General features: G+C 59.7%; 20 protein-coding genes, 1 tRNA gene and 1 pseudogene. 12 read left to right on the forward strand and 10 right to left on the reverse strand.

Annotated elements, in window-relative coordinates; all coding sequences use genetic code 11:
- Nucleotides 1–43: 43 nt before the first annotated feature.
- The 4 genes from AB6N07_RS15420 to AB6N07_RS15435 all read left to right on the forward strand — a co-directional run bounded on the left by AB6N07_RS15420 (nt 44) and on the right by AB6N07_RS15435 (nt 5,767).
- Nucleotides 44–1,042 (forward strand): aldo/keto reductase, encoded by a 999-nt coding sequence (locus tag AB6N07_RS15420; RefSeq protein ID WP_370673967.1) that lies wholly within the window; start codon nt 44–46, stop codon nt 1,040–1,042.
- Nucleotides 1,043–1,672: 630 nt separating this feature from the next.
- Nucleotides 1,673–2,623: a D-xylose ABC transporter substrate-binding protein gene (gene xylF / locus AB6N07_RS15425; protein WP_370678251.1), complete on the forward strand. Its 951-nt coding sequence runs from the start codon at nt 1,673–1,675 to the stop codon at nt 2,621–2,623.
- A gap of 401 nt (nt 2,624–3,024) precedes the next feature.
- The gene (locus AB6N07_RS15430; protein ID WP_370673968.1) at nt 3,025–4,563 is read left to right on the forward strand and encodes a xylose ABC transporter ATP-binding protein; all 1,539 of its coding nucleotides are present in this window, start codon (nt 3,025–3,027) and stop codon (nt 4,561–4,563) included.
- A gap of 34 nt (nt 4,564–4,597) precedes the next feature.
- On the forward strand, nt 4,598–5,767 hold the full coding sequence (locus AB6N07_RS15435; RefSeq protein WP_370673969.1) for a sugar ABC transporter permease: 1,170 nt from the start codon (nt 4,598–4,600) through the stop codon (nt 5,765–5,767).
- Between the two features lie 224 nt (nt 5,768–5,991).
- Here AB6N07_RS15435 and AB6N07_RS15440 read toward each other — a convergent pair whose 3' ends face one another.
- Nucleotides 5,992–7,044: a dipeptidase gene (locus AB6N07_RS15440; RefSeq protein WP_370673970.1), complete on the reverse strand. Its 1,053-nt coding sequence runs from the start codon at nt 7,042–7,044 to the stop codon at nt 5,992–5,994.
- 263 nt (nt 7,045–7,307) lie between these two features.
- Between AB6N07_RS15440 and AB6N07_RS15445 the strand changes: the two genes are divergently transcribed.
- A complete protein-coding gene (locus tag AB6N07_RS15445; RefSeq protein WP_370673971.1) occupies nt 7,308–7,622 on the forward strand; it encodes a DUF2249 domain-containing protein in 315 nt (104 codons plus the stop codon).
- A gap of 85 nt (nt 7,623–7,707) precedes the next feature.
- Here AB6N07_RS15445 and AB6N07_RS15450 read toward each other — a convergent pair whose 3' ends face one another.
- Together AB6N07_RS15450 and prmB are read right to left on the reverse strand one after the other, a co-directional pair.
- Nucleotides 7,708–10,164, reverse strand: a complete 2,457-nt coding sequence (locus tag AB6N07_RS15450; RefSeq protein WP_370673972.1) for a glycogen/starch/alpha-glucan phosphorylase — start codon at nt 10,162–10,164, stop codon at nt 7,708–7,710.
- A gap of 284 nt (nt 10,165–10,448) precedes the next feature.
- Nucleotides 10,449–11,369 (reverse strand): 50S ribosomal protein L3 N(5)-glutamine methyltransferase, encoded by a 921-nt coding sequence (gene prmB, locus AB6N07_RS15455; protein WP_370673973.1) that lies wholly within the window; start codon nt 11,367–11,369, stop codon nt 10,449–10,451.
- A 298-nt stretch (nt 11,370–11,667) separates the two neighbouring features.
- On the opposite strand from prmB, the gene AB6N07_RS15460 reads away from it, so the two are divergent.
- Complete coding sequence (locus AB6N07_RS15460) at nt 11,668–12,150, forward strand: DUF1003 domain-containing protein (RefSeq protein WP_370673974.1); 483 nt, start codon at nt 11,668–11,670, stop codon at nt 12,148–12,150.
- Nucleotides 12,151–12,224: 74 nt separating this feature from the next.
- Here AB6N07_RS15460 and AB6N07_RS15465 read toward each other — a convergent pair whose 3' ends face one another.
- The 6 genes from AB6N07_RS15465 to AB6N07_RS15490 all read right to left on the reverse strand — a co-directional run bounded on the left by AB6N07_RS15465 (nt 12,225) and on the right by AB6N07_RS15490 (nt 17,494).
- Nucleotides 12,225–12,905, reverse strand: coding sequence for an HAD family hydrolase (locus AB6N07_RS15465; RefSeq protein ID WP_370673975.1), 681 nt, complete (start codon nt 12,903–12,905; stop codon nt 12,225–12,227).
- 11 nt (nt 12,906–12,916) lie between these two features.
- Nucleotides 12,917–13,903 (reverse strand): UbiA family prenyltransferase, encoded by a 987-nt coding sequence (locus AB6N07_RS15470; RefSeq protein ID WP_370673976.1) that lies wholly within the window; start codon nt 13,901–13,903, stop codon nt 12,917–12,919.
- Between the two features lie 42 nt (nt 13,904–13,945).
- On the reverse strand, nt 13,946–15,478 hold the full coding sequence (locus AB6N07_RS15475) for a hypothetical protein (RefSeq protein ID WP_370673977.1): 1,533 nt from the start codon (nt 15,476–15,478) through the stop codon (nt 13,946–13,948).
- Nucleotides 15,479–15,716: 238 nt separating this feature from the next.
- Nucleotides 15,717–15,791 (reverse strand) — tRNA-Glu (locus AB6N07_RS15480).
- A 104-nt stretch (nt 15,792–15,895) separates the two neighbouring features.
- The gene (locus AB6N07_RS15485; RefSeq protein WP_370673978.1) at nt 15,896–17,011 is read right to left on the reverse strand and encodes a D-Ala-D-Ala carboxypeptidase family metallohydrolase; all 1,116 of its coding nucleotides are present in this window, start codon (nt 17,009–17,011) and stop codon (nt 15,896–15,898) included.
- A gap of 42 nt (nt 17,012–17,053) precedes the next feature.
- Entirely contained in the window at nt 17,054–17,494 is a 441-nt protein-coding gene (locus AB6N07_RS15490; protein ID WP_370673979.1) for a VOC family protein, read from the reverse strand.
- Between the two features lie 321 nt (nt 17,495–17,815).
- Between AB6N07_RS15490 and AB6N07_RS15495 the strand changes: the two genes are divergently transcribed.
- Both AB6N07_RS15495 and AB6N07_RS15500 read left to right on the forward strand, forming a co-directional pair.
- A complete protein-coding gene (locus AB6N07_RS15495) occupies nt 17,816–18,391 on the forward strand; it encodes a cold-shock protein (protein WP_370673980.1) in 576 nt (191 codons plus the stop codon).
- A gap of 93 nt (nt 18,392–18,484) precedes the next feature.
- Nucleotides 18,485–19,000: a DUF192 domain-containing protein gene (locus AB6N07_RS15500; protein WP_370673981.1), complete on the forward strand. Its 516-nt coding sequence runs from the start codon at nt 18,485–18,487 to the stop codon at nt 18,998–19,000.
- Between the two features lie 35 nt (nt 19,001–19,035).
- On the opposite strand, the gene AB6N07_RS15505 is transcribed toward AB6N07_RS15500, so the two are convergent.
- Nucleotides 19,036–20,874, reverse strand: a complete 1,839-nt coding sequence (locus AB6N07_RS15505) for a potassium/proton antiporter (RefSeq protein WP_370673982.1) — start codon at nt 20,872–20,874, stop codon at nt 19,036–19,038.
- A 383-nt stretch (nt 20,875–21,257) separates the two neighbouring features.
- On the opposite strand from AB6N07_RS15505, the gene AB6N07_RS15510 reads away from it, so the two are divergent.
- The 4 genes and pseudogenes from AB6N07_RS15510 to AB6N07_RS15525 all read left to right on the forward strand — a co-directional run bounded on the left by AB6N07_RS15510 (nt 21,258) and on the right by AB6N07_RS15525 (nt 24,889).
- Entirely contained in the window at nt 21,258–22,958 is a 1,701-nt protein-coding gene (locus AB6N07_RS15510) for an ArnT family glycosyltransferase (protein ID WP_370673983.1), read from the forward strand.
- A 301-nt stretch (nt 22,959–23,259) separates the two neighbouring features.
- A pseudogene (locus AB6N07_RS15515) lies at nt 23,260–23,598 on the forward strand (phosphatase PAP2 family protein); the annotation flags it as partial.
- Between the two features lie 213 nt (nt 23,599–23,811).
- Nucleotides 23,812–24,567 carry a glycosyltransferase family 2 protein gene (locus AB6N07_RS15520; protein ID WP_370678252.1) on the forward strand — a complete coding sequence of 252 codons (756 nt, stop codon included), beginning with the start codon at nt 23,812–23,814 and terminating at the stop codon, nt 24,565–24,567.
- Nucleotides 24,560–24,889, forward strand: coding sequence for a lipid-A-disaccharide synthase N-terminal domain-containing protein (locus AB6N07_RS15525; RefSeq protein ID WP_370673984.1), 330 nt, complete (start codon nt 24,560–24,562; stop codon nt 24,887–24,889). Before AB6N07_RS15520 ends, AB6N07_RS15525 begins: the two co-directional genes overlap by 8 nt.
- The last annotated feature ends 17 nt before the right edge of the window (nt 24,890–24,906 follow it).

Raw genomic sequence — 24,906 nt, forward strand, 5'->3', positions numbered from 1 at the left:
GGGCCATTCGATTGGGGCGATGCACTAGGGAGCCATCTCGACCATGACACTTCCGTTCGACGACAAGCCTGCCTATCGCTTCGGGTTCGGCGCATCCGGCCTTGGCACGCTGACCTGGGACGTGCCGGATGACGTTTCGGACGCTCTTCTGGCTGAGGCTTGGACAGAGGGCTTCCGTTACTATGATACCTCGCCGCTTTATGGCTTCGGCCTCAGCGAACTCAGGGTTGGCCGCTTCCTTCGCAACCGGCCGCGCGGCGAGTATCTCCTGTCGACCAAGGTCGGTCGCTATTTCGTGCCCTACAAGAGCGGTGAAACGCCTGACCGGGGAGGCTGGGTACGGCCGCAGCCGCTGAAGCCGGTGCTCGACTTCACCTACGACGGCTTCATGCGTTCGCTGGAGCAATCCTATAATCGGCTGGGAGCCCAGACGATCGATATCGTCTATATCCACGACCTCGATCGGCGGAATCTAAAAGACGACTTCGATAGGCACTATCGCGACACGCTCGACAGCGGTTTTCGGGCGCTGGACGAATTGCGACGCAGTGGCGACCTCAGAGCAATCGGCGCCGGCATCAACGAAGCCGACGTGGCGACCGATCTCATCTCCAAGCTCGATCTTGACGTGGTGATGCTAGCCGGCCGCTATACGCTGCTCGAACAGCCGGGGCTCGCCGATTTCCTGCCACTTGCCGAGCAGAGGGGCGTTGGCGTGGTGGCGGTTGCTATTTTCAACTCCGGAATCCTGGTGAAGCCGCCGGAGGCCGGAGGCAATTATGATTACGGCGCTGCTCCCGTCGAGATCATAGAGAAAGCGCGACGAATCGCCGCCGTGTGTGCTGAGGTCGGCACCGAAATGCCAGCGGCGGCCGTTCATTTCCCGCTCGCCCACCCCGCGGTCAAAGCAGTTGTTGTCGGCATGAGCCGGCTCGGTGCCGCCAAACAGAACTTCGGCTGGTACCGGACAGCGGTTCCCGCTGGCCTTTGGGATCGGCTCAGAGCAGAAGGGCTGCTACCGGCTGAGGCGCCGACCCCCTGATCCATTTTTCTTGCCGTTCAGTCTTCGATGCCCCGCGCGGCCGCATGCCGCCGCGGGGCTTTGCGCATTGGCCCCGGACTGTCCATTCGTCGATGTGGGCAGCATTGTCTCTTGCCAAAATGGCATGTTGAGTATAATTTGAGGGTCGAAATTTACCGGCGGTACGGAGGATGCCGGGAAACGTTTGTCAGGGACCGGAGGAAACGTCCTTGATGTAATCACATCATATTTGGCGGCTATCCGACAGGAGAGGCGCGCCTGGGATTTGCTGTGCCTATGTGAGAATTGGCACGGTTATAGCCATATCTGGGGGAACCTCATGACGGAGATAGGAAATTTCTTCGTCAAATGGATGATGGTCACAACGCAACTACGCACTCAAAATGAGTTGCATCCATCATCGCTTTGAGGCATCTATCCTCGCGTGAGGTATATCCCGAGCCAACGACGATGCCTATGATGGGCGTTGCCGGGGGAAGTGACCGGAGGATCAATCATCCGGTCGTGGTTCGGGGTGCAAGAAGGCCGCCGGGGAGGCGGCTGGGCCCGTAAGGGCCTTCAGGAGGAGCGATAATGAAACTTTCTACCATTCTGTCGAGCACGATTCTGGCCGCTTCCGTCGCGCTGCCGATGGCAGCCCATGCGTCGGCCGATAAGCCGGTCATCGGCTTCTCGATTGACGACCTGCGTGTTGAACGCTGGGCTCGCGACCGCGATTACTTCATCGCCGCCGCCAAGGATCTGGGCGCCGAAGTGGTGGTGACCTCGGCCGATGCCAACGAGCAGAAGCAGGTCAACCAGGTCGAGACCCTGATCGCCAAGAAGGTCGACGCCATCGCCATCGTGCCGATGAACTCACAGGTATTCGGCGAAGTTATCGACGAGGCCCACAAGGCCGGCATCAAGATCGTGTCCTATGACCGCCTGATCCTGAACGCCGATGAAGACGCCTACATCTCCTTCGACAACGAGCGCGTCGGCTTCCTGCAGGGCGAGGCTGTCCTCAAGGCCGCCCCCCAGGGCAACTACTACCTGCTGGGTGGCGCGCCGACCGACAACAACGCCAAATTGCTTCGCGCCGGTCAGGAGAAGGCCATCCAGGCTGCTGTCGACGCCGGCAAAGTGAAGGTGATCGGCTCGCAGTGGGTCAAGGAGTGGAGCGCCACCGAAGCCATGTCGATCATGGAGAACGCGCTGACCGCCGCCGATAACAAGATCGACGCGGTTATCGCCTCGAACGACGGCACGGCCGGTGGTGCCATTCAGGCTCTCGCCGCCCAGGGCCTCGCTGGCAAGGTTGCCATCTCCGGTCAGGACGCCGACCTCGCTGCGATCAAGCGCGTGATCGACGGCACGCAGACGGTTACCGTCTACAAGCCGCTGAAGCTGATTGCCTCTGAAGCCGCCAAGCTGTCCTACAAGCTGGTCAAGGGCGAAAAGGTTGAGTTCACCGCCAAGCTGGACAACGGCAAGAAGCAGGTCGACTCGGTTCTGCTGACGCCGATCCCGCTGACCAAGGAAAACGTGATGAAGGTCGTCGAGGACGGCTTCTACACGAAGGAACAGGTCGGAGCCAAGTAATTCTCTGACACAAGAAACCGGGGCGGGTCTATACCCGCCCCGGGTGCTATTTGCCGATTGGGTCCGAAAGGTCCGTCGGACGAGTTTGCTTCATGGCGACTAGCCTATCTGGTCTTTTCGGTGCGTGACCGGGTCAGCGCATTAGGGCATCGCCCGTGCGGAGCGGCGAAATGGCTGCCGGCTGAGGCCGACAGTTCAGTCTTCACGTAAATACTATCGGAATGTTGCGGCCCTTACGAAGGCGCCGTGCCGGTTTGGCAAGCTGCGGGGGCGGCGCCTGACCGATTTGGCGAAAGCCTTTTTGGGAAGCAGTGGCCTTTATCGGCCTTTGATCCGATCGAAGAAGGATGGCGTGCAAGGCTGGCCCGAGGCCATTCGCGCCGTCAAAGGGAGTGCGGTCCATGTCAGACTATCTCTTGGAGATGCACAACATCACCAAGGACTTTAATGGCGTCAAGGCGATCGATGGAATTCATCTCCAGGTTCGTCGGGGCGAATGCGTTGGTCTTTGCGGCGAGAACGGCGCCGGCAAGTCGACACTGATGAAGGTTCTCTCGGCGGTCTATCCTTATGGGACCTGGTCGGGAGAAATCCTGTGGGAGGGCAAGGAACTCAAGGCGCGCAACATTCGCGAGACCGAGGAAGCGGGAATCGTCATCATCCATCAGGAACTGATGATGGTGCCGCATCTGACAGTGGCCGAGAATATCTTTCTCGGTACCGAGCCGCGGACCAAGGCTGGCTTCATCGATTACGACCGGATGAATGCCGAAGCCGCGAAGTTGATGGCCCGCCTCAAGATGAGCGACATCAACGTGGCGCTGCCGGTGTATAATTATTCGGGCGGCAAGCAACAGCTCGTGGAGATCGCCAAGGCGCTCAACAAGAATGCCAAGCTTTTGATCCTTGACGAACCGACATCGGCTCTGACGACCTCGGAAACCAGGACGCTTCTCGATCTCATCAAAGAATTCAAGGCCCATGGAATGGCCTGTGTCTACATCTCGCACAAACTCGACGAGGTGGCCGAGATTGCCGACACAGTTACCGTCATCCGCGATGGCACCCATATCGGCACGCTGCCTATGGCCGAACTCGATACCAACAAGATCATCACCATGATGGTCGGTCGCGAGATGAAGAACTTGTTCCCCCGCGAAGCGCACACCATCGGCGAAGTGATCTTCGAGGCGAAGGATATCACCTGCTGGGACGTCACCAACCGCGAACGCAAGGTGGTGGACGGCGTCTCATTCGAGATCCGGAAGGGCGAGATTCTCGGGATGGCCGGACTGGTCGGTGCCGGGCGGACGGAACTTGCCTGCAAGCTATTCGGCTGCTGGCCTGGCGACAATGACGGCAAGGTGTTCCTCGAAGGTAAGGAAATCAACGTCCGCGAGCCACGCGATGCCGTGAAGCTCGGTATCTGCATGGTTCCGGAGGACCGCAAGCGGCACGGCATCATTCCGCTGATGGGCGTGGGCTACAACATAACTATGTCGGTGCTGAAGCGCTACACCAGCGGCGGCTTTATCCAGTCCGAGGTCGAACTGGCCGAGATTCAGAACCAGATCATCCGCATGAAGGTCAAGACGGCGGAACCTCTTCTGCCGATCTCCTCGCTGTCAGGTGGTAATCAGCAGAAGGCGGTTGTCGCCAAGATGCTGTTGCCGGAGCCGAAGGTGCTGATCCTCGACGAACCGACGCGCGGTATCGATGTCGGCGCCAAATACGAGATCTACAAGCTGATCTTCGAACTCGCCAAACAGGGCGTCGCGGTGTTGATGATTTCCTCGGAAATGCCCGAGGTTCTCGGAATTAGCGACCGCGTTCTGGTTATGTGCGAGGGCAAACTGCGGGGCAACTTCATCAATGAAGGCCTGACGCAGGAGAAGGTTCTCGCCGCCGCCATTGGACAACCGATCACGGAAGCCGCCTAAGGCTTATCTTTCATAAGAATACCGGTGTACGACCATGACACTTACCAAGAAAGACGTCAGGAAGTTCCTGTCCGAGTACAAGATCGTAGCCCTTCTGATCATTATCGTGATCATTTGGGCCTTCTTCGGCTACCTCAGCTATGATTCAGAGTTGGGCGGCTCGCAGTTTCTGACACCGCGTAACTTCTCCAACCTGCTGCGCCAGATGGCGATTACAGGCATGTTGGCATCGGCGATGGTGTTCGTGATCGTCGCCGGCGAGATCGACCTGTCGGTCGGCTCCTTGCTTGGCCTCCTCGGCGGTATCGCCGCCGTGATGGACGTAACCTACTCGCTGCCATTGTGGATGACCATTCCGGTGGTCATCGTCATCGGCCTGTTCTTTGGCCTGATGGTCGGCTGGCTCACGGCCTATCTCGGTATTCCCTCGTTCATCGTCACGCTGGGTGGCCAGCTCGCCTTCCGTGGCATGGTATTGGGCCTGACCGGCGGTATCACCATCGCTCCTGTGAATGAACCTCTCAAGTTCATTGGCCAAGGCTATCTGCCGGAATTGGCTGGCAATGTCGGCGGCGTGCTGCTGTTCCTGGTTCTGGTGTTTCTCGCCTTCCGCACCCGTGTCAATCGTCAGAAGCACAGCCTCACCGTGCCGACGATGCCGGCCGAGGTTGGTCGTCTGTTGTTCGCTGGCGCCATCATCCTTGGCTTCGTGCTGACGCTCAATGATTACCAGGGCGTTCCGGTGCCGGTTCTGTTCCTTCTGATCATCCTCGCCGTGTTCACCGTCATCGGCAACAAGACCACCTTCGGTCGCCACATCTACGCCGTTGGCTCTAACATGGAAGCGACGCGGCTTTCCGGCGTCAACGTCGCCTACGTGAAGATGATGGTGTTCGCCCTGATGGGCCTGATGTGCGCCTTCGCGGGCCTTACCACCACAGCTCGTCTCGCTGCCGGTACGCCGTCGGCAGGTTTCGGCAACGAGCTCGACGCCATCGCCTCCTGCTTCATCGGCGGCACGTCGATGCGCGGCGGCGTTGGCTCGGTGTCGGGAGCGCTCGTCGGCGCGGTTATCATGGCCAGCCTCGACAACGGCATGTCCATGCAGGGTATCGACACCTTCTGGCAACAGATCGTCAAAGGCGTGATTCTGGTCGCCGCCGTTTACATGGACATCGTGTCGTCCGGTAACCAGCGCAATTGATAAAGCTGCCCGGCGCCTGAGGGCGCCGGCTCGTCTCCGCGTTAAAGCACCCCCGGTCGTTGAACGGCCGGGGGTGTTTGTTCATGAAAACCGTCGCTTTGAACTGCCCGCCGAACGTTGTCTCCGACTTTCGGTGGGCAAATTCAGACCGGGTGGCCTTTGCTTTTATGGAGATCGAACCAATTCAGGGCAGCGCATCTCGTGCCGGGAGACTCGTTCGCCCGTTACAGTTGTTCTTTCCAAGTCTGTGCCAGAACACGCAGCCAGTTGTCGCGGCAGAGCTTGATGAGGTCCGACTCGCCATAACCGGCTTGGCGCAATGCGCCGACGAGTGCCTGCTGGCCCGCAGCGTCGCCGATTTCGGCTGGAATGGTGGCGCCGTCGTAGTCCGAGCCGAGGCCGACTCCATCAACGCCGAGATGCTCCACCAGATGGTCGATGTGACGCACCATGTCGGTGAGGGGCGTCGCGGCGTTCTCCTGTCCGTCAGGCCGTAGGAAAGAAGTCGCGTAGTTGAGACCGACCATGCCGCCCGTCTCGCGAATGGCAGCCAACTGGCGGTCCGTGAGGTTGCGCGTCACCGGCGTGATGGCATGAACGTTGGAATGGGTGGCGACAAGCGGCATTTCCGACACTCTGGCGACATCCCAGAAGCCTTGCTCGGTGATGTGCGACAGGTCGACCATGACGCCCAGCCGGTTGCAGGCCTTCACCAGGCGAACGCCGGCCTCCGTCAGGCCGGGACCGGTGTCGGGGGAACTTGGATAGGCGAAGGGCACGCCATGGCCGAAGACGTTGGTGCGGCTCCACACAGGTCCAAGCGACCTGAGGCCGGCGGCATAGAAGGTCTCAAGCCCGTAGAGGTCGGAATCGATTGGTTCACAGCCTTCCATATGCAGCACGGCGGCGAACAGGCCATCGTCGATGGCGCGGCGAATCTCCGCCGTCGACGTACAGAGGCGCCAGATGCCTTCCCGGTCGAGCCGACGGGCAATGCCAGCCATGGTAACAGCCGCCGCCAGCGCTGCCGGCTGTTCGATCGGCTCGGCGAGTGGTGAGGCATAAGTGCCTCGTTCGAAGGTCGGCCGGGCTCCCTGCCTGGAAGGTACGAAAATCGCACAGAGGCCTCCGGCAAGACCGCCGGCACCGGCGCGAGGACCATCGATGTGGCCGGTGGAAATACCGTCTCTAAACTCGGCAATCGGGTCGCCACCCTTGCCAGCGGTTTCCCAGAGACGCATCAGAACGTCGTTATGTCCGTCGAATACAGACTGCATCGCACCATCGCTCGGTCAGAAGGAAGGATCGCCCGGAGAGGGCTGCGCTTCGGGTGGGCGCGAAACCGACGATCGCACCGGTCAACTTCGCATCCGTGGAGATACCAAGTCGTAGGAGGCTCGTAGAGAGAGGTCAACCACTCTTGGGAGAGACCCCGCCAAGCCAGGGGATAGGAGAGAAATTTTCTCCGGTTTGCGCAGGAGCAAAGTCCGGAAGCCTTGGTGTCCCTATGGTCTCAGCACTGACGAAGCGGAGAAAAAGCATGACCGACATAGCCACCCGGGATCTCGAACTCGACGTACGCGGGCTTCCCTGCGTCAATCGTCGTGCCATCATCTTCGGCAACTTTGACCAACTGGCCGACGGCGAGTCGCTCGTCGTGATCAATGACCACGAACCGGTTGGGCTGCGTGGCCATTTTGAAGATATCGTGCCGGGTCGCTATCGTTGGGAGGCGTTGCCGCGCACCGACGAGGCGTTTCGCGTGCGGATCACCCGCTCCGCCTTTGATGCGGAATTGGCCCGCGAAGGCGCCGCTGCGCTCGCTGTTCTGGCGCGTCATAGCTGCGATCACTGACAGGCGTTCCGCGCTTAGGGCGGAAAACGGAACGGGCGGCAAGGCCGAAAGCCTGCCGCCCGTTTTGCTACTGAAACGTCTAGGATCAGAAGCTCGGCTCGACGCCCCAGACATCCTTGGAATAACCACGGATGGTGCGGTCGGAGGAGAACCAACCCACCTTGGTGGTGTTGAGGATCGAACGTTCCGTCCAGCGAGCCCTATCGCGGTAGTCGACATCGACGGTGCGCTGGGTCTGGAAGTACGACTGGAAGTCGGCCGTCACCAGGAACCAGTCGGTGTGCCAGAGGCGATCGGCTACTTCGTTGAAGCGGCCGTGATCGTCGGGCGAGAAGGTGCCGTTGACCATGGCGTCAATGGCGCCCTTCAGCGTCGGATCGCTGTCGATGGTAGCGTTGGGGTTGTAGCCGCGCTGGCGCAGACCGGCGACATCGTCGGATGTGAGGCCGAAGATGTAGATATTGTCCGGGCCGACCCGTTCGGCGATCTCGACGTTGGCGCCGTCCAGCGTGCCGATGGTCAGCGCGCCGTTGAGCGCCAGCTTCATGTTGCCGGTACCCGAGGCTTCCATGCCAGCCGTCGAGATCTGCTCGGAAAGGTCAGCCGCCGGAATGATGATCTCGGCCAGCGAGACGTTGTAGTTCGGCAGAACCGCCACCTTCAGACGATCGCCGATGATCGGGTCGTTGTTGACGACCCGGGCGACGTCGTTGGCCAGTTTGATGATCCGTTTGGCGATCTGATAGCCAGGCGCCGCTTTGCCGCCGAAGATCTTGACGCGGGGCGTCCACTCGGCGCCTGGGCCGCGACGGATGGCCTGATAGAGCGCAATCGTCTCCAGGATGTTGAGAAGCTGGCGCTTATATTCGTGCATGCGCTTGATCTGCACGTCGAACAGCGCCGTGGGATCGACACGCAGGCCGATGCGCCGCTCGATTTCGGCGGCGAGACGCACCTTGTTGGCCTGCTTGGCAGCGGCGAATCTCTCTTGGAAGCTGGAGTCGGTGGCAAACTTTGCCGCTTCCTCAATCTTGTCGAGATTGTCGACCCAGCCATCGCCGATCGCCTCGAGCAGCAGGGCGCGCAGGCCCGGGTTGCACTCGTAAAGCCAGCGGCGCGGCGTGATGCCGTTTGTTTCATTGACGATTCGATCGGGGTAGAGGACGTGGTAGTCCTTGAACACCGTCTTCTTCATCAGATCGGTATGCAGGGCCGACACACCGTTGACCCGGTGCGAGCCGACGAAGGCGAGGTTGCCCATCTTGATCTCGCTACCCCACTCGATGATGCGGATGGCATCGAGTGAAACCGGCAGGTTGCGTCCCTGCACTTCGGCGAGGTGATGGTAGTCGATCCATTCGATGATCTGCATATGGCGCGGCAGAACCTTACGGAACAGATTGGTGTTCCATCGTTCCAACGCCTCGGGCATCAGCGTATGGTTGGTATAGCTGAGGCACTGCCGGGTGATCTCGAACGCTTCCGGGAATGTCAGCCGATAGTCGTCGGCGAGGATGCGCATCAGTTCGGCGACGGCGATCGACGGATGCGTATCGTTCATCTGAATCGCTACCTGATCGGGCAGCTTGCGAATGTCATCGTTGTCTTCGAGGTACCGACGAAGGATGTCCTGCAGCGAAGCGGAGGTGAAGAAATACTCCTGCTTGAGGCGCAGCTCTTTGCCTTCGGCTGTTGTGTCATCGGGATAGAGTACGCGTGAAATGGTCTCGGCGCGGATGGTCTTCTCGGCAGCCGACATGTAGTCGCCGTGATTGAAGCGGCCGAGATCGAGCACCTCGACGGGGCGCGAAGCCCACAGACGCAACGTGTTGACGTGGCGTCCCTTCCAACCGGCGATCGGCGTGTCGTAGGCGACGGCCTTAACGGTCTCTTCGGCGCGCCAGTAGGTCGCTCCATGGCCGTCGAAGGAAATCTGGCCACCAAACTTGACGAGATAGGCCATTTCGGCGCGCTCGAATTCCCAGGCGCGGCCGGACACAAGCCAGTCCTCAGGCTCTTCCACCTGCCAGCCGTCATGGAAGCGCTGGCGGAACAGGCCGTGGTCGTAGCGGATACCGTAGCCGTGGGCGGGAATCCCAAGCGTCGACATGGAATCTAGGAAGCAGGCCGCGAGACGGCCGAGGCCACCGTTGCCTAGGGCGGCATCGCTCTCCTGCTCGAGCTGGGCCTGATAGTCGATACCGAGCTCGGCGCAGGCGGCGCGAACCTGGGCCTCAATGCCAAGGTTGCAAACGGCGTCGTTGAGCAGACGGCCGATCAAGAATTCCATGGAAAGATAGTAGACGTGCTTCTTCTGGCCGGCGTGCGATGCCTTGGTGGATTCGAACCACCGCTCCACCACTTTGTCGCGCACGGCAAGCGATAGCGCCATGCTCCAGTCTTTGGCCGTTGCCCTGGCTGGGTCCTTGCCGACGGAATACGCCAGCTTGGCGCGGACGGCTTCCCTAAAGTCGGCTGCCGTGAGTGTACGCGCCTGACCGGCGGAGCCGGCGGCCTCATCGATCCTGGAAGTGTCGTTCATCGGTGATCCCTGCGGTTTCGACCAATTATCGCCGATGATGGTTACGAGGACGTGACCGAATTCTTCGGCAACTCCGTAACGCCAAGTACCGTCACCACATAATCGTCGCCAAGGCTGCGCGGCACGGGGCCGCGGTCCCTTGGTCGGACACTGGCGACCACCGTTGCGGCTGTCTAGGTCTTCGAGACCACATTCAGGAAAAAACGCCTTAAAACTGCAGCTATCTAGTTAATTTTTGCATATCTCGACACTTTGTTTGTTCGAGATATGCATAAAACGCATCCCTATATATCTTCGGTTACGCCGAGATCGCCAGCGGACAGCCAGAAAACCTCGCCTTGGGACTCGGCCGTGTCGAGCCAGACGAAGGGCAGATCGGGATAGGTCATTTCAAGAATCTCCCGGTCACTACCGACTTCGCACAGGAGACCGCCGCCAGGGTTCAGGTGGTCCGGGGCCGCTTCGATAATGCGACGGACGATGTCGAGCCCGTCTAGGCCGCCAGCAAGCGCCATCTCAGGTTCCTGCCGATATTCATCCGGCAGCTCAGCCATGGCCTCGTCGTCAACGTAGGGAGGGTTGGTGATGATAAGGTCGTAGCGCCGCCCTTCCAGTGGGGCGAACAGGTCACCATGATAGAGGCCGACGCGACCATCACCCAGGCGGTCGACGTTGATCGCCGCGACGTCGAGCGCATCTTCGGAGAGATCGACGGCGTCAACCGCTGCATTGGGGAAGACCATCGCGGCGAGAATGGCGAGGCAACCCGAACCGGTACAGATATCGGCGACCGACAGAACGTCTTCTGGATCACGGATCAGCGACGCCTCGTCTTCGCCGGAAAAGGCTTCCGAGAATAGTAGTTCGCCGATGAACGAGCGCGGCACGATGACACGCGGGTCGACGACGAAAGGCACGCCCTGAATGTAGGCCTTGCCTACCAGATAGGGTGTCGGGATCCGCTCATCGATCCGCCTGTCAATCCGCTCGACGATCAAGTGGCGCTCGGCGCGCGTCAGGCGCGCATCGAGCCAGGGATTGATGTCGTCGATCGGCAGGTGCAGCGATTCGAGGATCAGGAAAACGGCATCGTCGATCGCGTCGCTTGTGCCATGGCCAATGCCGATTTCGGCGGCGCCGTAGCGGCTCATGGCATAGCGCAGAAGGTCTCGAACGGTGAGAAGGTCGTCGGCAATATCGGTCACGGCGGTTTTCCGGAAAACGAGGGCGGGGCTGCTATGGCATGGCGTAAGCATCGCCGCAATCAGGCATGTGGGGGCGGCATGGGACCTTCCCGAAAACATCACTTGATTTCGCCCCGATCGGAAGGCATTCCGATTGTCGACGCCACCGGCGTCCCTCGTCACTGAACCCCCGAGGGGTCATGCCCAGCAACGATCACAGTCGATTGACCGTGCCGCCCAAGGCCGTTGCGCTGGACTGATCCTTGGATCTGCTCACCCGCGATCGCCCTTCGGCGGCCGGTCGACAGAAAGGTGAGCCATGAACACCACCATTCGTTTTTTCGCCGAGCAGCTTCGCCGGGTGACCGCTCCGCGTGATCCCAATGAGCTTTTTGCCGAGCGCCTGACCTTTGGCGAGCGCCTGGCCGACCGTGTGGCCACCATCGGTGGCTCCTGGTCGTTCATTATGGGCTTTGGGGCCTTCCTGGCCGTCTGGGCTGTCCTGAACACCGTCGTGCTGGCGGCGCGGGCCTTCGACCCGTTTCCGTTCATCTTTCTCAATCTGATGCTGTCGATGCTCGCCGCGTTGCAGGCCCCGATCATTATGATGAGCCAGAACCGCCAAGCAGCAAAAGATCGCTTTGAAGCCCGCCTCGACTACGAGACCAACCTGCGTTCGGAGGCGGAGATCGCTGGCCTGCATGCCAAGATTGACGCGCTCGGCGCCGATATCGAGCGACTCGTCGCATTGCAGCTCGGCACGGGGGAAGGGCGAGGCAACCTCGTCGAAGAAAGCGCCTGAGACGCCGCGGGAAACGGAAACCCGCCGCGTTTTAGTCAATACTGGCCGCCGTTCGCAGAGGGTCCGACGGGCATTCATTCAGCGACGAACAAAGACGAGAATTGCGGCGCGGCATAATCTGAAAAGCTCGACCATCCAACGAGTGGTTTGCCAGAGCGGATCAAGGCGGCAACTCCCGCCCGGCGAGCTGCTTCTCCATCCCGATCGGCGCGATCGCCAATCATGATCGTTTCCTGTGGACCGACACACGCGGCCGCCATGATAACTTCCAGTCCGCGCGGGTTCGGTTTGAGTATTCCGACCCCAGCATCCGTGGCCGAGACGATGAAATCCGCCTTCAGGCCCATGGCGCGAAGTTTGTCTTCAGCCGGGTAATCGGAAAAGACACCGATGAGTTTGTCGCGCCTTTTCAAGGCAACGAAAAGGTCTTCGATATGCGGGCAGAGGCAGGCACCTATATGCGCAAGGGGACGGCGTTCCATCCACTCGTGTACGAGCGCCGCTATCTTCGCTTTGTCGATGCGCGCTTTTTGTGACGTACGATCGAGCAGGATATCGTCAAAGTCCTGAACTTCCTCATCGCCGATCTTTTCGCGCAATTGGCGATAAGCGCGAAGGACGCGCAACGTCGTCAGAGATCGCGAAGCCAGCGTATGGCTGACGAGATCCGTCAGCATGCGCAAGCGTAACGATTTTTGATCGTAGAGCGTTCCGTCCACGTCGAAAACAACAAGGCGAATGCTGTCCCAGTTCATCGTCATTCCCGTCATTTGAGGACGATGAAATGCTGAGAGGCGAGCCCTGCCAGAACTGGCATGTCGACAAAGCTGGCCAGCGTGAATACCGCCACTAGCGCCACGACGATCATGATCAGCCTGGTTTCTCGAAAAAGTGTCTCGGGCTTTTGAGCGGACGACCCAGCGAGTGTCGACATCGAAAAATAGACCGTGAACAGCGCCACGACAAACGGCATCGCGAGAATGTATTCGATGCGGTACTTAACTATAAAAACAGAGAGAAACACAACTGAGCATAAGGAATATGTAATGCACGAAGAGGTCAGGGATACTTCAGAGTAACTTGAAAAGCTGGCGCGATAGCGTGCGAGTAAATCTACGCCATATGCCGCGACTATCTCACGGTATTCAGAAAGCCGCTTTGCCGCCATTAGAAAAGCCCCGCCAAACCAATACGACAGAATTAAAGAACTGGGTGGCAGCGACGTTGGGTCGATGATTGACCAGCCGATAATAAGACGAATTGGATTGTTGATCGATTCAGAGATTACGTCGACATAAGCCTTGTCCTTGCTGCGCAATGGATAGACGTTGTAGACGATTCCTTGGAGCGCAAAGAGACAGGCAGTGGCAAATAGCAGCTTGCTCGACATGATCGCACAGGTAAGGCCGACGCTCACGAACAGCGCCCATTCAGCGGCAACGATGCCGCCGTTCATTTGTCGTTGAACCGCCGCGCGCTGGGATTTGGTCGGATGATGCCGGTCAAAATCGCGATCAAGGAATTCATTGATCACGTAATTTGCAGAAGCAATACAAACGGCCGTCAGGAAGCCGAGAATGAGCGATTGGCCCAAATGTTCGGTCCGAACACCGCGAAGCAAGAAGGCGAGGATGATGCCCGGGACTATAAAGACATGCTTAGTGCTGTGATCAAGCCTCGCGATTGCGATGTAGTCTTTGAGTACGGCAGCTCTCGATTTTTGGCTCGGCGTTTCATGGCGCTCTGAAAACATGCTTCCTCTATGTGTCTTGTAGGAATCGTCCGGCAGACAAGATCAATCTAGCAAATACACGTCATAGCTTTCATCCGATACCGCGGGGGCAAACTGCGCGAGCCGCTGCGTCGCCCCCATGAATTCCTTTATCTCTTCAGTGCTGGCTTTAAATGACCAATTATAGCCTTCGTGATAAAGTTTATCCGGGACCATCTCATCCAGCCTGTGCGATAAAAGGATGATGACCGGGGCGTTTGTCGTCTTTTTCAGTTCGCGGCTCTCATCAAGAATCTCGCCGAGCGTGGTTGTAAGCTCGCCGGTTCGGCTGAAAATGACGAAGCGGCCCAAACCGTGCTTGCGGATCAGGTAGGTTGGATTGGGAACATAATACGGCAGTGCTTCAACCAGATAATCGGGGTCGGCGATGATGGTGGCGTTGGCCAGATCGCTTCGTGACAGAATTAATTTCCCGAGATCAGCACTACGACTCTCGACGGGGGCTAGGTGTGCGATCCTCAGGAAGCCCAAATATATTCCCTTGGCAGTCTGCTGGGTAATCAGGACCATAAATCCAAACATTCCGGCTATGACAAGTTTCTTGGACCATGATGGCTCCGCCGTGGCCATTGTTGCTTTTTCGATGTCCCTCCAGGAGATCCAGTATAACATCACGCAGTAAAAAAACCATACACCGGCATGTCTCTGATCGCCGGAGCCAATTACGCTGAAGAATACGGCGCAAATGAACAGCGAAAATAAGGCAGAAAAGAAGGCTGGCCGGCGCGAAAGTAGTCCAAATGGCAATATTATAAAGAAAATTGATTTGATTATGGATGGATAGTCTCCAAACAAGATGGTAGAAATGGCGGTCCTGCCAGGATTTAGAAGAGCCCTGATCACTATCTGTACAAGCGAAACCCCTTGCAGGTCGCGCGTCGCGGCATCGTTGAAGGTTGGTAGAATGGTCAGGGCGCAAATTGCGACGCCCGCAGTGGCAAGGCCGGCGTTGAGAGCAAAAGTGCCCAATTTGGCGCTCCAACGTAAACCTGTCTCCTCCAAGACGTCGAGAAACCAAAAAAGCAGGAAGGCGCCGACCATCATTGCGCCAATAATATTGGTGTTGGCCAGAATAAAAAGCAGAAGACCGACGACAAAACCTCGATCGCGTTGCCTTTCGTAGGCGATGGCTATCAGAAACATTACGAGTACCGAAATACCGTAGTTCCGCGCCATCACTGAATATTCAAACGATAAAAGGCTGCCGAATGTAAGCGCCACGACGATGAGGCGCGGAAATGGTGATCGGAAAATCAATAGCGCAACTGCGCCAGCTGCTATGAGTAATGCCGTAGCAGGTAAAATCTCTACTCGACCGAACAGAAAATAGAAGGCGCGAATCATTAAATACCAGGCGGACGGATGACCTTCTCCGTGCAGAACTTTGAGCATGTCAAATGTATTATTTCCGCTCAAAGCGATGGAAAGTGCGCGAACTTCGTCACGCCACATAGCGTGGTCATAAACCTGAAATGCTACAACGATGAACCAGGCCAAGAACAAAATAATACCAACCGCACTATCCCTCCTCGACATTCTCTTGCTCCAAAAGCGATGAAATCGCGACCTGTTTCAGTTTTGCGCGCCGGCTCTCTATGGAGAGAACAGGACTACGCCATGACCATTGACCTGGGCATCCGGGGCAGGGGCAGAAGGACCACGGAATCTACCGAGATGGTCATCGGACGAGAAGGTTAACGAATCGTTTGGCAATGATGCGCATCGCGCCTTGCGTAGCGTTTCAATTGCAATGAATTCAAGGGGGGTGTTGGGGTGGTACGGCCTACGGGAATCGAACCCGTCTCTCCAGCGTGAAAGGCTAGTGTCCTAACCGATAGACGAAGGCCGCCCAACGAGGGGGGCTTATAGAGAGCTTCGAGCGGTTGGGCAAGAGCCTATCGGCATTTGCTGCGGCTTTTTTGCAGCTTCACCTAGTTGCTTGATCGGCAAGCATTATCCACGGCCGCGACAAGACCAACGCCATTCGCGCCGGCGCCCGGTATCCACATGGATCGACTTTGTGTGACAATAGAGGCCGAGACCGCCGCGCGAGGGGTGGCCATAGAAGTAACGGGCCAGTTCATCGCGGGCGATGCCGGGCATATAGAGGTCGAGGGCGTTGCAGTAGAGGTGCTGCGAGTGCAGTGCGCCGCGGACGAGCCGATTATGCGAAGGTGAGCGATAGCCCGATGTGATCACCACCCTACGGCTGAAATGCCTCTCAGCATCGCGAATCATGCCAAGCAGTGTCGGCTTCACGCAGGAAACGTTGATTTCCGAATGGGCGAGCAGGAGCCCGTTGGCGGCCTGCACCACGTCGCGCGGCAAGCCGGGCACGTAGTGGGCGTAGGGCTGGACCTCTCCGTCGAAAAGGCCACGCGGATCGCCGTCCGGGCCGCGAGAGGCAAGCACGAGATTGCCCTGCCAGGCGACGCCCGGTAGCCCCTCGAACAGATCCTGCGGACGTTCCGGGCGGGCGGTGTAGACGTTGACGAAGTCATGCTCGAGGCCGTCGTCGACGGGCGGCCTCGGCACGGCTATCTTGCTCGGGTCTGCCTCATCCTCGCCGGCTAGCTCAGCCTCCGACACCTCATCGGCAGCTTCGGGCGGCTCCAGTGCGGCAGGACTCGATCCCGGCGCAGTCGTCGTATCCGCCTTGGCTACGGTCGCGCTGGCCGCGGCTGGTGTGTCGCTGGCGCCTTTTTCAGGTGCCTTTGAAGACCGAGGTTGTGCAGATGTAGCGGTAGCCGGCTCGATGGCGGACGGTCGACCGCCGAACAGTGAGGCGAAGATGCTGGTTGCCTTGGGTTTCTCATCGGGCGCCACCGCGGCGACAGTCGCTGCCGGCACGCCTTCCGTAGCCGGCGTGGCTGCTCCCACCTGTGGCGCGGAGGATGGGGCAGCAGGTTTATCGCTGCTTTCCTCCGCGCTCTTTTCAGCGTCGGTTTTTGCCTTGATCTCGGCAATCTCGACCGGTGTCAGGGGTTTGAATTCGGAACGATCAAGCACCGCTCCGCAGCCGGCCGCGGTAAGGGTAAGCAACACAAACAGTCCCGACCGCAGCGTCATGGCTGCTCCCCTTCCGAGATCAACCGACGCACGGATAGCGCCTTACCACTTGCCGGTGTTCGGCATCGACGCCCATGGCTCAGCCGACGGTAGGGCAGCGCCCTTCTGCAGCAGCTCGATGGAGATGTTGTCCGGCGAGCGAACGAAGGCCATACGGCCATCGCGCGGCGGCCGGTTGATGGTTACGCCGCCCTTCATCAGTCGGTCACAGGTGGCGTAGATATCGTCCACTTCATAGGCGAGATGACCGAAGTTGCGGCCCTCGCCGTAGGCTTCGGGATCCCAGTTGTAGGTTAGCTCGACAAGTGGCGCGCTGTGCGCCCGGCCGGCTTCGACGTCGTCGGAAGACGCCAGGAAGATCAGGGTGAAGCGGCCCGCCTCGTTTTCTGTCCGTCGGATCTCGGTCATGCCGAGCAGGTCGCGGAAGAAGGCGAGCGACGCGTCGACGTCGGTGATCCGCACCATTGTGTGAAGATAGCGCATGTCGTTTTCCTCCGCTGTGGCCGTCAAATGGCCAGCTTCTGTTTCTGCCCGGCCGGTAGTTATCCTTGGTACATTGATGGATGCAAGGCTCGGCGGCGCTGTGATTTGGTCGGCTGCGATGGGCCATCTGCCACGCTGGGGCGATAATCCCCGCCGAGGCCAAGGGACGGCGGCGAGAAACCCGCTCAAAACCGTTAACAGCGGTTAACGAGGGGCTTGCGGAAGGGTAGCCTTCAGGTGGTATTTTAGAAGAAGAATCACGAATAGTCGGAGCGCGGAGTTATTCGCGCTTGTAGTTAGTGCCATCGTGGAGACTGGCTCATGGCCAAGGCTCAATTTGTGTCTGAAGACAACACCGTCGATGAAGATATCGGCGCGGAAGTCATCGAAGTTGCTGGTGTCATCAAGTGGTTCGACGTTGCGAAAGGATTTGGCTTCGTCGTGCCCGATGAGCCGGGTTTGCCAGATGTGCTTCTCCACGTCACCTGTCTGCGGCGCGACGGCTTCCAGACGGCCTATGAAGGGTCGCGCGTCGTTTGCGAGGCGGTCCGTCGGCAGAAGGGCTTTCAGGCCATGCGTGTGTTGTCGATGGACGAGTCGACGGCCATCCATCCTTCGCAACTGCCGCCGTCGCGCACCCATGTGCAGATTACCGCCTCAAGCGGTCTCGAGCAGGTTGAGGTGAAGTGGTTCAACCGCGTCCGCGGTTTTGGCTTCCTGACACGCGGCGACGGCACCGAGGACATTTTCGTCCACATGGAAACACTGCGTCGCTTCGGTATCACCGAACTCCGGCCAGGCCAGCGGGTGCTGGTGCGCTATGGTGACGGACCGAAGGGAAAGATGGTCGCCGAAATTCGTCCGGTTCAACCCGGCGGCATACCTTCGTCACATTGATGTCCTAATTGGGCGTCGCGCGGCATTGGCAAGGTCCGATGCCGCGCGACGTGTCGTGTGCAAACACCGAACAGTCAGGGATCGAAGGCAAAAATGTCGGAAGTAACGTCGTGGCGCTTAGTGATACGGGCGCTCGCCGCAGGTCTTGTTGCCGCAATCGCCATTCTCTACTTTTTCGGAAACGGTTCGAACGCTGGCGAGGGGGAAAATCCTGTTGGCCAGCGTTTTAGCCTCAGCGTGGAAACCTCGACTGGGGTCTATCCCTATCAGGTGGAAATTGCCGATAGCGAGGAGAGCCGGGAACGCGGTCTGATGTTCCGCCGCGACGTTGCACCTGGAACCGGCATGCTGTTCGACATGGGCGTTACGCGCGACGTTTCCTTCTGGATGCACAATACTTTTGTTCCGCTCGACATCATATTCATATCGGACAAGGGCAGGGTGGTTTCGGTCGCCCGCGGCGCCAAGCCGCAATCGGACACCCGCATTCCCTCAGAGGCGCCCGTGCGGTTCGTACTCGAGCTTCCGACACCGGAGGCCACGCGCATCGGACTCGCGGTCGGCGATCGTGTTCGCAACTCGGCGATCGACGCTGTAACGGGACAATGATTTAGGGTGTGATCGCCCGCCCGCGCCGCGTCGTCTTATTTCACGGGCTCCGCCGGCTTCTTTTCTTTGGAAAAGCGTTGATGCAGCCGGTCGTAAAGGCGGCGTACCAATTTGGGCGGCGGTAGCTGCGGCGATCGCATGGAAAGATCGACAACATCCTCAAGCCTCAGGCTGGCCTTGACGAGGTGCCCATCCTCCACGACGCGCGCCATGAGTTCGGCATAGGTGGCAAGTGTCAGCCGGCTGCCCGCGTGCAGGCGGTTGCCGTGACGGGCCGAGAAGGCTTCGGCAACGGTGAGGCCGCTCAGGTTTGGTGACACCTGGATTTCGTAAAACGTGGCGAGATCGGAGAGCGAGGCATCCGGGGCCACCGCAAATTCGCCAAAGGCCGTGCGCTTGGCTGCGGCGACGGTCTCGGCGGGCAGCGGGGCAAATAGCCGGTCCAGACGATTGACGCGATCCTGGGGTGAGATGAAATAGGCGTAGTCGCCGCTGCGGATTTGGCCGGCCTCGGCTGCGTTCTTGACAGCACCGTCGCGCACCACAATCACTGGCTTGAGCCAGGCGGGCAGGGAAGCCGGACGGAGCGCGGCATAGCTATCGGGTCGTACCGGATAGCCAACCATCTCATTGTCGGTCTGGCCAGGCAGGTCGATCTCGACGCGGCGCGCACTGGCGGCAGCGCGCTTTAACGCCATGCCAAAGAAACGCGCCGCCGGTGCAATGGTCCAGCCCTGGACGAGCAGCGATATCAGCACCACGAAGAAGGCGACGTTGAAATACATCGGTGCATCGGCTGTGCCGGCGAGCGTCGGCACGGTGGCGAGGAAGATCGAGACGGCGCCACGCAGGCCGACCCACGAGACGAAATTGATCTCCGGCGGTGTGAAGCCGAACGGCTTCAGGCAGATCCAGACGGCGGCTGGCCGACCGATGATCATCAGGAACAGCGCGATCATCAGGCCCTGAGGCGCATATTCGATCAGTTTGCTGGGCGTCACCAGCAGACCGAGCATCAGGAACATGACGATCTGACAGAGCCAGGTCGCGCTTTCGAGGAATTTGCTGATGACCGGATAGGAGCGGACAGTGCTGTTGCCCACCACCAGGCCAGCTACGTAGACGGCGAGGAAGCCGGAGCCGTCGAAATAGGAGGTGATGCCGAAAACGCTGACGGTCAGCGCGATGACGAACAGCGGATGAAGTCCACCGGGCAATGTCAGCCGGTTGAGAGCCATCGTCGCCAACGCACCGCCGGCAACACCCATCGCCCCGCCGAGCACGGCCTGACGGCCGAGCGCCGTCAGAGTGCCAAAGCCGGGTGCCGAATGGGCGACGGCCAATTCGGTGAGCACCATGGTGAGAAAGACCGCGACCGGGTCATTGGAGCCGGACTCGATTTCCAAAGTGGCCCCGATGCGGGGCCGGAGCTGAAGACCTCCCGTTTTCAGAAGAAAGAATACGGCGGCCGCATCCGTTGAGGCGACGATCGAGCCCAGCAGAAGCCCTTCGATGACATCGTAACCGAGGGCAAGATAGCTGAACGCGCCAATGAGGACGGCGGTCACCGCGACGCCGGCCGTCGCCAGAGTGAGAGATGGCCCCAATGCCTCTCGGTTCTCGGGAATCCGCATTCTCAGGCCACCATCGAACAAGATGATAGCGAGGGCGCACGAGCCGATCAGATAGGTGAGTCGGTAGTTGCTGAATTCAATGCCGCCGGGACCGTCGACGCCGGCCAGCATGCCGACCACAAGGAAGACGAGCAGCAGTGGCGTGCCAAAGCGCGAGGCTAAAAGACTCGACAGGATGCCGAGGAGGATCAGCGTCGCGCCCAAAGCCAAAACAAGGTTGGCGACCGCGATCTGATGCATTCGAGCCTCTGATAGTTTTGGAGTCCAGTGGAGCGAATTCGACATTTGAAGACTGGCGAACGTAAGGCTCGAGATCAAATGTCAAACTCAAAGATCCACGACAAGCAATAGATAACGAGAGGCTCTTTTGATTCCGACATTTGCTCGGGGCGGGTATCGGGCGGATGCGGAAGTCAGAGTCGAACCACTCGGCCGGCATGCTTCCATATTGAGGCGACTTTGGGAACCGATTCATCGGCATGTCTGGATTTTTAACTGGGTAACTCCTGCGACGACGTGCAACCCCGTGCAATTGCGCAACTGTGATGCCCAGACGGCTCTTTCCGTGATAAGAGGCGCCCGTATCTCTGGGCAGAGAGTTTCTTCGGCGCGGATTTCGACGCATGGATAAGCAGAACGATAAGCAGGTCGAGGACGGCGAGACGCCGGTCATGCCGTCAGCATCCGGCAAAGGGCTGAACCTCGCGTGGCCGCATGTTATCAATCTTCTCGTTCTGACCCTGGTTGCCTTTGCGCTCTTTGCGCCGGGCATCTCATCGCTGCCGCTCACCGACCGTGACGAAGCGCTCTACGTGCAGGCCTCTCACCAAATGCTGGAAACCGGCAACTGGGTCGATATCCGCTTTCAGGACGAGCCTCGCTACAAGAAGCCCGCCGGTATCTACTGGATACAGGCAGCGGCGGCCGAGATAACCGGCTATGGCAAGGACGCGCCGCTCTGGGTCTATCGTTTGCCGTCGCTCTTCGGCTCGGTGCTGATGGTGATGTTCACCTACGGCATCGGGGCGACGCTTGGTACGCCCCGTGCCGGATTGTTCGCCGGCCTGCTTTCCGCCTCCGCCATGCTCCTGGGTTTTGAGGCCCACATCGCCAAGACCGATGCCATGCTATGCGCCACGGTGCTCGCATCGGAGTTCGCTCTGGCTCGCGCCTATGTCGATCCGGCCAGGAAGAGGTCGCTGCCGCGCAACGCGCTGTTCTGGACGGCGATCGGTGTCGGTATCCTGATCAAGGGGCCCATTACGCCGCTTATCGCCGGACTCACACTCCTTGCCGTCTCGGCCAAAGAGCGATCGGCGGCGCTTTGGCGGTCGCTGTCGCCGCTGAGGGGCACCCTCTGGATGCTCCTTCTGGTGCTGCCGTGGCTCATCGCCATCGGCTGGATCTCGCGCGGGGCGTTTTTCAGTCAGGCTGTCGGCCATGACATGCTCGGTAAGGTGGCTTCCGGGCAGGAATCGCATGGCGCGCCGCCCGGTATGCATCTTTTGGTCGCGCTCGGTACCTTCTGGCCGCTATCGGTGCTGGTGCCGCTCGCGATCGTTCAAGCTTGGAAAGCGCGGCGCGAGCCGGCAATCTTCTTCCTGATCGCCTGGGTCGTTCCGGGGTGGCTGGTGTTCGAGGCGGTTGCCACCAAGCTGCCCAACTATGTTCTGCCCTTTATGCCGGCGTTGGCCATACTGGTGGCGTTGCTGCTGGACAGCGGCGCGCTTGGCACGGCACGACGCGGCTGGCGGATTTCTGTCGCCTTCATCGCGATCGGCGCGGTCCTGGTTGGTTTCGGGCTCAACATCGCGTTTCTCATTTATCAGGGATATGCGAGCTGGCAGGGCCTCGTCGGCGCGGTCGTTGTCGCCGGTCTCGGCTTTATGGCGAGCCGACTGCTCGCCTCCGGACGCCTGCTCCCCGGTGTGGCGGCGACGGTTGCCGCGGCTGGTGGCCTGATGCTGCTCGGCTATGCGATACTCCTGCCGGCTGCCCAGCAACTGTGGTTGAGCGATGATCTTGCCAAAGCTGTGGCTAGCGTTCGTCGCTGCGACTCGCCCGCGGTATCGGTGGTCGGCTACGGCGAGCCGAGCGCCGTCTTCCGTCTGGGCACCACTACCCTGCGGACGACAGCGCCGGTCGCCGCCGAGGCGTTCCTGGCCAATGATTGCGCCGTCGCCATCGTCGCCGCGGAGGCCAGGGATGACTTCATGGCAGCACTCGGCGAGGGAGAAAAGCCGCTGGAGCCTGCCACCACCGTTTCCGGTCGTAACCTCAACGGCATGAAGCTGCGCACCATGCTGCTGTTCGTGAAGCCGTGAGGAGCCGCCTATGCTGATTAACAGGCGGCCGGCCAGTTGGCGCGATCCCGACGTTGTCAGAACCGCTCTGTGGCTGGCTGGTCTTGTGACGGTTCTTGCCGTCATCGTATCCAGCCAGTTCGATGAAGAGGTCCGTGCCTGGGTCATGGCAGGCGGATCGCCTCGGCCAATCTGGCCTCTGCTGTCGCGGCTGGGACAGTCCGATTGGATGCTGATCTCCTCGGGTTTTGCACTGATCCTCATGCATTATCTCAAGCGACCGAGGTTCGGTCCGCCGGGAGACTTCGAGACCATCTACCGCATGGTGCTGTTTTTCTTTGCCACGATCGCCGCCACCGGCATTGCCGTGCTGGTCGTCAAATATTCGCTCGGCTTTTCTCGCCCCTCGGTCGAAGGCGAACGAGTGATGCGTCTCTTCGCCTTCCGCCCAAAGTACGCCTCCTTTCCCTCCGGGCACTCGACCACGGCGGCGGCGTTTGCGCTGTCGCTGACGCTTCTCTGGCGCCCCTTGGCCGTGGTGGTCTGGCCGCTGGCCATCGCCATTGGCGCATCACGGGTGATGGTGAATGCCCACCGCGTTTCCGATGTAGTGGCGGGCTTTTCGTTCGGAGCTTGGGGCACGTTGTTCGTCGCCGTTTGGTTTGCGCGCAGGGGGCAGCTGTTTGCCCTGTCGGAAAATGGATTGCCGCTGCCGCTCCGCCATCGGATCGACATACTCTCCGGTGAGTGCAGGGCCTTGTTGACGCGGCTTCGACTTGCCATAAGCAGGCCGAATAGCGTCCCCGATTTGCAGTTCTCAGGGGTAGGGCAACCGGACGCCATAGTCGGCGCCTATCCGGTCGGAGTGACCAGCATGATCGTACCGAAACCATCCGAGACGGGCTTTGTCTCGGTTGTTATTCCCGCCCGCAACGAGGCGGACAATCTCGCGGTCATCGTGCCGGAGATTCTCACCGCCATGGCCGGTCGCGCCTTTGAGGTGATCGTCGTTGACGACGGCTCGACCGATACCACCGGCTCTGCCATTGCGGCTTGGAAGGCCGAGGGCAGGCCGATCCGCCACATTCGCCATATCGAGGCGTGTGGCCAGTCGGCGGCCGTTCGTTCCGGCGTGCTCGCCGCGCGTGGTGAGATCGTCGCCACCATTGACGGCGATGGCCAAAACGACCCGGCCTATATCCCGAAACTGGTCGATGCTCTCATCGTCGCCGGCCCGTCGGTGGGGATTGCCGCCGGCCAGCGCCTCAAACGAACCGACGGTCTGGCCAAGCGCTATGCTTCGCGCTTCGCCAATTGGCTGCGCAACGCCATCCTGAAGGACGCCACACGCGACACTGGCTGCGGCCTTAAGGCGGTGCGGCGCGACATCTTCCTGTTGCTGCCCTTCTTCCACGGCTGGCACCGTTACCTGCCGGCGCTGGTGCTACGGGAAGGCTATGGTGTCACCCATCTCGACGTCGTCGATCGCTCGCGCATGCATGGGGCTTCCAACTACGGTATCTTCGACCGTGGACTGCAGGGCATCCTCGACCTTTTTGGCGTCTGGTGGCTAAAGCGGCGCATCAAGCGTCTTCCCATCGCCTCGGAAATCGGAAACGACCATGGCTAATCTCTTTATGCAGTTTGCCGGCTGGCTTCACGACGTATTCGTCAAGCAGCTCGATTTCTGGGTGATCCTCGGCTTCGTTGCGCAGTTGCTGTTCACCATGCGCTTCGTCGTGCAATGGCTCGCTTCCGAGAAAGCCAAGGCTTCGGTGATCCCTGTGGCCTTCTGGACGTTCTCGCTGGGCGGCGGCTTCCTGCTGCTGATCTATTCCATTGCCCGGCAGGATCCGGTTTTCATCGCCGGCCAGGGGCTTGGCCTGCTTATTTATATCCGCAATCTGATGCTGATCAGAAAATCGACAAAGCGGGTCGGCCAATCCGAGTGACTCAGCGCGTTTGACGC

It is taken from the genome of Pleomorphomonas sp. PLEO, assembly GCF_041320595.1.
Classification (GTDB): Bacteria; Pseudomonadota; Alphaproteobacteria; order Rhizobiales; family Pleomorphomonadaceae; genus Pleomorphomonas.